This window comes from Mesorhizobium sp. M0701 (genome assembly GCF_040320365.1).
Taxonomy (GTDB): domain Bacteria; phylum Pseudomonadota; class Alphaproteobacteria; order Rhizobiales; family Rhizobiaceae; genus Mesorhizobium.
Window position 1 is genome coordinate 1 of the sequence record NZ_JAMYPO010000104.1, and the last position, 1,946, is coordinate 1,946.

The following is a 1,946-nucleotide window of genomic DNA, read 5'->3' on the forward strand; positions in this document are numbered from 1 at the left end:
AGAAGATGGAGAAGGCGGGCGCCAGGCGTTCGGTTGTGGGTCTCGTCATCCCGGCCGGATATTCGTTCAATCTGGACGGCACGAATATCTACATGACCCTGGCGGCCCTCTTCATCGCGCAGGCGACGAACACGGATCTGTCAATCGGCGATCAGGTGCTGCTGCTGCTCGTTGCGATGCTTTCCTCCAAGGGCGCTGCAGGTGTGACAGGTGCGGGCTTCATCACCCTGGCTGCTACGCTCGCCGTAGTTCCGAGTGTTCCCGTTGCTGGGATGGCACTGATACTCGGCATCGACCGCTTCATGTCCGAATGCCGGGCGCTGACGAATTGCGTCGGCAACGCAGTGGCATCCCTCGTCGTTGCCCGCTGGGAAGGAGAATTGGACCGAGCGCAGATGAAAGCCGCCTTCTGCGGTCATCAGCTTGCCGAGGCATCAAACCGGCTATCCTCCGCCGAGTAAGGTCGACGCACCGCGACCGGTTTCGCCAAGCTGGTCACATGACCTGAACGATCGACTCGCAGGCTCTAAACGGCGCCTCACGGACCATGTATCAGAAGCGCAATATGTGTGAGTGCAAATCATCGCCGCCCTAAGCGAATGAACCTTCCGTTATACCCGGCCGGTCTACATCTGGAGTAGTCCAATACGCTGTCGATCATTCAGTATGCGGGCGTCTCCACTTTGCCCACCCGAAACCATTGTCGAATCGCGCTAGGTGACAGAGAGCCAGCCTGCGTCAAAAACCAATCAGAATAGGACCCATGACCAAGCGCCCCACAATTGCCGATCTCGCCCGCGAAGCCCGAGTCAGCGTAGCAACGGTCGATCGGGTTCTGAACGCCCGCCATCCGGTGCGCGAGGAGACCGCGCGGCGGGTCCACGACGCCGCCCACGCGATCGGCTATCATGCTGCCGGGCTCATCAAGCAGCGCTTGCGGCGAGACCTACCGTGCTACCGTCTGGGCTTCATCTTGAGAAAACCGGCCCAGCATTTCTACCAAGACTTTGCGCGCGAGGTCGAAGCGTCGGTCAATTTGGCCCAGTCCTTCCACGGCATTCCGCTCATCCAATTCGCCCCGTCACATATGCCGAGCGACCTAATCGCACCGCTCAAGGATTTGGGCGCACGCTGCCATGCGATCGCGATGGTGGCACCGGACCACCCGAAAATTACAGCAGCGGTTGAGGACCTCAAGGCCAAAGGCATTCCGGTTTTCTCGCTGCTTTCCGACTTCGCCGCCGGCGTGCGACAGGGCTATATCGGCCTCAACAACCGCAAGGTGGGGCGCACGGCCGCTTGGATGGTGTCCAAGGTCGCAAAACGGCCCGGCAAGGTGGCGGTGTTTGTCGGCAGCCATCGTTTCCAGGGGCACGAGCTCCGTGACGTCGGCTTTCGCTCCTATTGCCGTGAGAACGCGCCGACGTTCGAGGTGCTCGATCCGCTTGTGAACCTGGAGAAACGGCAGGTCACCTACGAGGCAACGCTTGATCTCATGCAGCGGGAACCCGAGCTCGTCGGCTTCTATGTCGCCGGCGGCGGCATGGAGGGCGCCATCTCCGCGGTCCGGGAAGAGGGTAAAAGTCGCGATCTCGTCGCGATCGTGAATGAAATCACGCCGGAATCTCGGGCGGCACTCGCAGATAACATCATCACGATGGCGGTCGCCACGCCAATGCGCCGGCTTTCCCAGGAGCTGATAACGCTGATGACGCGGGCTATCGAGACCGGCACTGCTGAAACACCAGGACAGACATTTCTGCCGTTCGACATCCATCTGCCGGAAAATATATGAAGCTGATGGATTCTATCGTAAGCGGGGAGTTTCCTTTCATAAATGAGAGAAAGTTGATTGATGATCTGACCTGCCACTGAATTTTCATCCGGCTGCAGTTAGAGCCTCGGCGGGTTTTACGCCGTATGGCGCGGGTTGAGCAACGGGTGAT

At 59.5% G+C, this 1,946-nt stretch carries 2 protein-coding genes; both read left to right on the forward strand.

What is annotated here, in order from left to right; all coding sequences use genetic code 11:
* Window positions 1-461: cation:dicarboxylate symporter family transporter (locus tag NKI24_RS35660; RefSeq protein WP_352750858.1), on the forward strand; the 461-nt coding region annotated here is incomplete at its 5' end.
* Between the two features lie 302 nt (window positions 462-763).
* A complete protein-coding gene (locus tag NKI24_RS35665) occupies window positions 764-1,795 on the forward strand; it encodes a LacI family DNA-binding transcriptional regulator (RefSeq protein ID WP_023678260.1) in 1,032 nt (343 codons plus the stop codon).
* The last annotated feature ends 151 nt before the right edge of the window (window positions 1,796-1,946 follow it).